Origin of the sequence: Streptococcus oralis (assembly GCF_001578935.1) — a bacterium.
GTDB lineage: Bacteria > Bacillota > Bacilli > Lactobacillales > Streptococcaceae > Streptococcus > Streptococcus oralis_R.
Window position 1 is genome coordinate 248120 of record NZ_KQ969521.1, and the last position, 4775, is coordinate 252894.

The following is a 4775-nucleotide window of genomic DNA, read 5'->3' on the forward strand; positions in this document are numbered from 1 at the left end:
AACAACCAAGACGGTAAACGTACAAAATCTGTGAAAGTTCAAATTCTTAACGGCGAAAAAGTTGTTCAAGAAATTGAAGTTTCAGAAAAAACTGGCTGGAAGTTCGAATCAAAAGCACTTCCTAAGTATGAAAATGGTAAACTAATCGAGTACAAAGTCAAAGAAGTAGCTGTTGCATCATACGAAACAACAATTACTTCAGAAAAAGACGGTAAGTACACTATTACCAACAAACGTACACCAGAGAAAATTGCTGTAAAAGGTAAGAAGATCTGGAATGATGAAAATAACAAAGACGGTATCCGTCCAGATTCTATCACAGTGAAACTTCTTGCGGATGGTAAAGAAACTGATAAGACAGTAAAAGTTACAAAAGCAACAGCTCTATCAGATAACGAGTGGGCTTATGAGTTTACAGGGCTTGATCGTTATAAAGAAAATGGTCAAGAAATCAAATACTCTGTAGTAGAAGTTCCAGTTGATGGTTATACATCTGAAGTAGAAGGCTTCAATATCACAAATACACATACTCCAGAAAAACCAACACCAGGTAAACCAAATGAACCAGGTAAGCCTAAAAAAGGTGGGGAATTGCCTAATACAGGAAGTGAATCTAACCAAGTAGCTCTAGTAGCTGGAATCGCCCTTCTTGGATTGGGAACAGGATTCTTGGCAAGACGCAAAAAAGAAGATTAAGTTTTTTAAACGGTATCTTTCACGAAATTTTGCAACACAGTTTAAAAGTGGAAATAAGTGTCAATGGAAATTGGCACTTGTTTTTTTGTAACTGACCCTGATTCTACTACCGGATACAAGTGGATAGTTGCCACTTACTAAAAAGCTATTGTTTTTGCGATGAGTTCCACTATAATAGGTGACAAATAAAAAAAGGAGATGTTGCATATGATTGAAACAAGATTACAAGATAAATTGAAGTCAGGTTTAGAGGTGGAAAATTTTCAAAAAGATGGGGCTATCTATCTGTCTCTTAATCCAGATCATCTATCTGGAGATAATGCTAAATACATGACCATGTATAACCGTATGGCTCGCTGGTACGATATGAGTGAGAAATGGATAGGACCACTTCTCCACGGCAAAGCAATTGATAAGTTGAGAAGGGATCTGATGGAGGAAATAGAATGGAAAGATAATTTATCTGTTCTTTATGTCTCTATCGGGACTGGTCAAGACCTACGTTATATTCCTGAGACAATTGACCTGAAAAGTTTAGACTTTGTAGGGGTGGATATTTCTATCAGTATGCTAAAAAAATGCCAGAAATCTTGCGCTAAAAAGACCAATTTGCAACTTTTCCATGCTTGCGCGGAGGATTTACCCTTTGCGGATAATAGTTTTGACATTGTCTACCATATTGGCGGAATCAATTTTTTCAATGATAAGGCCAAGGCTATGCAGGAAATGCTACGAGTGGCGAAGCCAGGAACCAAGCTTTTAATTGCAGATGAGACGGCTGACTATGTGGATCAGCAATATAAGAAAAATCATTTTAGTAAGGATTATTTCAAAGATGCTACTGTTGATTTGAGTGAAATTGAGAATGCTGTTCCAAGCGAAGTTAAGGAAAAGGAAATGAAACTTCTTTGGGATGGTAAATTCTACGCCTTAACATTTAGGAAATAAGATAAAGTATCTTGATAGAGCTTAGAAAACAAGTTATGAAGATAAAAACATTCCCTTAGACAGCTGTCTGAGGGAATGTTTTTTATGGGAGCATCATCAATTCGATAATCATAGCAATGTAAATGATTAAGGTAAGGAGAAAACCGGCTCTCCAGAAGAATTTGATGAATTTAGGGTAATAAAAACTTCGTTTTTTGACAAGGAAAAAGACTACAAGGAGGATTGCCAGGAGAGAAAGTGCGACTCCAAGTCGCGGTAGAAAGTTGTGGGTAAAGGCTTTAGCAGTAATCAGGTAGTACTCAAATACCAAAAGTGGAAAAGCTAGATCCGCGAAATTAAATCCTATTTTCCTAAGTCCGAAAAGCTTGGTGACAATAAAGCAAACCACCAAGGTTAATATCAATAATAAAATAGATGCTATTTTCATTAAAATCATACCCATATTGTATCATAAAAAAACGCTAAAGGAAATGAGAAACAAGGGAATTTGTTGGAAAGTCAGGCTTTTGAGATTGTAGGTGTTTTTTGTTATAATGAAAGTTATGAAATCTTATAATACCTTGAATGATTATTATCGAAAACTTTTTGGAGAGAAGACTTTCAAAGTTCCTATCGATGCGGGATTTGACTGTCCAAATCGGGATGGAACTGTAGCTCATGGGGGCTGTACTTTTTGTACGGTTTCAGGTTCTGGAGATGCCATCGTGGCACCGGATGCCCCTATTCGTGAGCAATTTTATAAGGAAATTGACTTTATGCACCGCAAATGGCCAGATGTTAAAAAATATCTAGTTTATTTCCAAAACTTTACCAACACCCATGAAAAGGTGGAAGTGATTCGAGAACGTTACGAGCAGGCTATCAACGAGCCAGGTGTAGTAGGAATCAATATCGGAACGCGGCCAGACTGTCTGCCAGACGAAACCATCGAATATTTGGCTGAGTTATCGGAGCGCATGCATGTGACGGTTGAATTGGGCTTGCAGACAACCTTTGAAGCAACCTCTGACCTGATTAACCGTGCCCATTCTTATGAATTGTATGTTGAAACAGTAAAACGCTTGAGGAAATATCCCAAGATTGAGATTGTTTCCCATTTGATCAATGGTTTGCCCGGTGAGACTCATGAGATGATGATTGAAAATGTCCGTCGCTGTGTCACGGACAATGATATTCAAGGAATTAAACTGCACTTGCTTCACCTCATGACCAATACGCGCATGCAGCGGGATTACCACGAAGGACGCTTGCAACTGATGAGTCAGGATGAGTATGTCAAGGTCATCTGTGACCAGTTGGAAATCATTCCCAAGCATATTGTCATCCATCGGATTACAGGAGATGCACCTAGAGATATGCTGATTGGTCCCATGTGGAGCCTCAATAAATGGGAAGTGCTAAATGCTATTGAAACTGAAATGCGACATCGTGGAAGTGTGCAAGGATGCAAGGCCGTAAAACAGGAGTTTAAAAATGAAAAGACCACTTGAGATGGCACATGATTTTTTAGCGGAAGTTGTGACAAAAGAGGATATCGTAGTGGATGCGACCATGGGCAATGGTCATGATACCCTATTTTTAGCCAAGCTAGCTAAGCAAGTCTATGCCTTTGATGTCCAGGAGCAGGCTTTGGAGAAGACGCAAGAGCGTTTGGGTCAGGCTGGAATGACAAATGCCCAGTTAATCTTGCAAGGTCATGAGACACTAGACCAGTTTGTGACAGAAGCTAAGGCAGGGATTTTTAATCTGGGTTATCTGCCTTCTGCTGACAAATCCGTCATCACACAACCTCAGACTACTATCGAAGCATTAGAAAAGCTGTGTCATTTGCTTGTCAAAGGGGGACGGATTGCTATCATGATCTACTATGGTCATGAAGGAGGAGATACCGAGAGGGATGCTGTATTGGAGTTTGTTAGCCAGTTGAACCAACAAGAGTATACAGCTGCCATTTATCGGACTCTCAACCAAGTTAACAATCCACCGTTTTTAGTTATGATTGAAAAGTTAGAAAGGTATCATCATGGATAAGCAATATTTACATGAAAAAATAGAAACCATGCGTCAGCATTTTGTTGAATCGACCCAACACGAACGAGCAGTTGGTGTCTTAGACGAAGCGCATATGAGTAGAAAAATGCTGAAAATTAAGAAAAAATTAGTCATGCTTGAGATGGAGCGTTGCCAGAAAAAAATTGAGCACAAAGATTGTTCTAAAATCGATCATAAAATCCAAGAGCAAAAGGAGATTTTTGAATCTTGTTGTAAAAAAGATTAAGGAGGAATTGTGTGGAATTACTCATTTACTTGATTCTATTTTTATTAGTCTTAATCGTTTCAACTACGACCAATAAACTTTTGCCTTTTTTGCCCCTCCCCCTTGTACAAATCCTTTTGGGGCTTGGCATTGGTCTTTTTTTGCCCAATACTGACTTTCATCTTAATACAGAGCTGTTTCTGGCCATGGTTATTGGCCCCTTACTTTTCCGAGAGGCAGAAGAAGCCGATATTACATCTGTTTTAAAACACTGGCGCATCATTGTCTACTTAATCTTTCCAGTGATTTTCATCTCGACCTTGAGTTTGGGATCCTTGGCTCACTTCCTTTGGCTGAGTCTTCCCTTGGCTGCCTGTTTGGCTGTTGGGGCAGCGCTTGGTCCGACGGATCTGGTAGCCTTTGCTTCTCTTTCTGAGCGTTTTCGTTTTCCAAAACGGGTATCCAATATTCTCAAAGGAGAAGGGCTTTTAAATGATGCTTCTGGCTTGGTAGCCTTTCGGGTGGCACTAGCTGCATGGACAACAGGCGCTTTTTCACTCAGTCAGGCTGGAATATCCCTAGCGCTTTCGATCCTTGGTGGTTTTGCAGTCGGTTTTGTGACGGCAATGATCAATCGTTTCTTGCATACATTTTTACTGAGTGTGCGAGCGACGGATATAGCGAGTGAACTCTTGCTTGAACTGAGTTTGCCTCTCATGACCTTCTTTATCGCTGAAGAAATCCATGTTTCAGGTATTATTGCAGTAGTGGTTGCGGGTATTTTAAAGGCTAGTCGATTCAAAAAAATTACGCTCCTCGAAGCTCAGGTAGACACCGTCACAGAGACCGTCTGGCACACCGTGACCTTCATGCT

Annotated in this window: 7 protein-coding genes; 6 read left to right on the forward strand and 1 reads right to left on the reverse strand. The window is 39.9% G+C overall.

Annotated elements, in window-relative coordinates; genetic code table 11:
* Together SORDD15_RS01220 and SORDD15_RS01225 are read left to right on the forward strand one after the other, a co-directional pair.
* Nucleotides 1-696: Cna B-type domain-containing protein (locus tag SORDD15_RS01220; protein WP_155718773.1), on the forward strand; the 696-nt coding region annotated here is incomplete at its 5' end.
* A 207-nt stretch (nucleotides 697-903) separates the two neighbouring features.
* A complete protein-coding gene (locus SORDD15_RS01225; protein ID WP_061413657.1) occupies nucleotides 904-1644 on the forward strand; it encodes a class I SAM-dependent methyltransferase in 741 nt (246 codons plus the stop codon).
* An 82-nt stretch (nucleotides 1645-1726) separates the two neighbouring features.
* On the opposite strand, the gene SORDD15_RS01230 is transcribed toward SORDD15_RS01225, so the two are convergent.
* Complete coding sequence (locus SORDD15_RS01230) at nucleotides 1727-2086, reverse strand: DUF3397 domain-containing protein (RefSeq protein WP_061413659.1); 360 nt, start codon at nucleotides 2084-2086, stop codon at nucleotides 1727-1729.
* A 91-nt stretch (nucleotides 2087-2177) separates the two neighbouring features.
* Between SORDD15_RS01230 and SORDD15_RS01235 the strand changes: the two genes are divergently transcribed.
* From SORDD15_RS01235 to SORDD15_RS01250, 4 genes are all read left to right on the forward strand, one after another.
* Nucleotides 2178-3134, forward strand: coding sequence for a tRNA modification radical SAM protein MnmL/YtqA (locus SORDD15_RS01235; protein ID WP_061413661.1), 957 nt, complete (start codon nucleotides 2178-2180; stop codon nucleotides 3132-3134).
* The gene (locus SORDD15_RS01240; protein ID WP_061413663.1) at nucleotides 3118-3675 is read left to right on the forward strand and encodes a tRNA 5-(aminomethyl)-2-thiouridylate-methyltransferase MnmM; all 558 of its coding nucleotides are present in this window, start codon (nucleotides 3118-3120) and stop codon (nucleotides 3673-3675) included. Before SORDD15_RS01235 ends, SORDD15_RS01240 begins: the two co-directional genes overlap by 17 nt.
* The gene (locus tag SORDD15_RS01245; protein ID WP_061413666.1) at nucleotides 3668-3922 is read left to right on the forward strand and encodes a hypothetical protein; all 255 of its coding nucleotides are present in this window, start codon (nucleotides 3668-3670) and stop codon (nucleotides 3920-3922) included. The genes SORDD15_RS01240 and SORDD15_RS01245 overlap by 8 nt, the downstream gene beginning before the upstream one ends.
* A gap of 11 nt (nucleotides 3923-3933) precedes the next feature.
* A partial coding sequence (locus tag SORDD15_RS01250) for a cation:proton antiporter domain-containing protein (RefSeq protein WP_196756220.1) occupies nucleotides 3934-4775 on the forward strand: 842 nt, incomplete at its 3' end.

Bases quoted from the DNA above. Each gene is read 5' to 3' on its own strand.
- SORDD15_RS01230 (WP_061413659.1), bottom strand. From the start codon at position 2,086: ATGGGTATGATTTTAATGAAAATAGCATCTATTTTATTATTGATATTA.
- SORDD15_RS01235 (WP_061413661.1), top strand. From the start codon at position 2,178: ATGAAAGTTATGAAATCTTATAATACCTTGAATGATTATTATCGAAAA.
- SORDD15_RS01240 (WP_061413663.1), top strand. From the start codon at position 3,118: ATGAAAAGACCACTTGAGATGGCACATGATTTTTTAGCGGAAGTTGTG.
- SORDD15_RS01245 (WP_061413666.1), top strand. From the start codon at position 3,668: ATGGATAAGCAATATTTACATGAAAAAATAGAAACCATGCGTCAGCAT.
- SORDD15_RS01225 (WP_061413657.1), top strand. From the start codon at position 904: ATGATTGAAACAAGATTACAAGATAAATTGAAGTCAGGTTTAGAGGTG.